Below are 639 nucleotides of genomic sequence, written 5' to 3' on the forward strand. Positions count from 1 at the left end.
AACGCGTTCACGCCCCCAAGCCGGAGAAGGGCGCAACCTTTTGTCACCGGTGCCGCGGCCAGCCCGGTGATGCTCCCTCTTTTTGCCGGGTGTGCCGCCGGGGTCTGCGGCGCCGCCGATCGCCTACCTGACCCCGCAGCGAGGTGTGTGATGTCAAAGCTCCGCGTTCAAAGTTTTGCAATGTCCATCGACGGCTACGGCGCCGGGCCCAGCCAGAGCCTGCAGAACCCGCTGGGCGTCAATGGCCCCGAGCTGATGNGTCAAAGCTCCGCGTTCAAAGTTTTGCAATGTCCATCGACGGCTACGGCGCCGGGCCCAGCCAGAGCCTGCAGAACCCGCTGGGCGTCAATGGCCCCGAGCTGATGGAATGGTTCATGGAAACGCGCTTCTGGCGCGGCATGCACGGCCAGGACGGCGGCGAGACGGGCGTCGACAACGCCATGGCCGAGCAAGGCTTTGCCGGCATCGGCGCCTGGATTCTGGGGCGCAACATGTTCGGCCCGGTGCGCGGCCCCTGGCCCGACGAGAGCTGGAAGGGCTGGTGGGGCGACGAGCCGCCGTACCACACACCCGTCTTCGTGCTCACGCACCACCCGCGCGCGCCGCTCAGGATGGCGGGCGGCACGGAATTCTTCTTCG

General features: G+C 67.4%; 1 pseudogene. It reads left to right on the top strand.

Annotated features, from left to right (window positions below):
- Positions 1–287 precede the first annotated feature (287 nt).
- Positions 288–639, top strand: a pseudogene (locus tag QZH66_RS17930) (dihydrofolate reductase family protein); the annotation flags it as partial.

The organism is Stenotrophomonas sp. YIM B06876, assembly GCF_030711595.1.
GTDB lineage: Bacteria > Pseudomonadota > Gammaproteobacteria > Xanthomonadales > Xanthomonadaceae > Stenotrophomonas.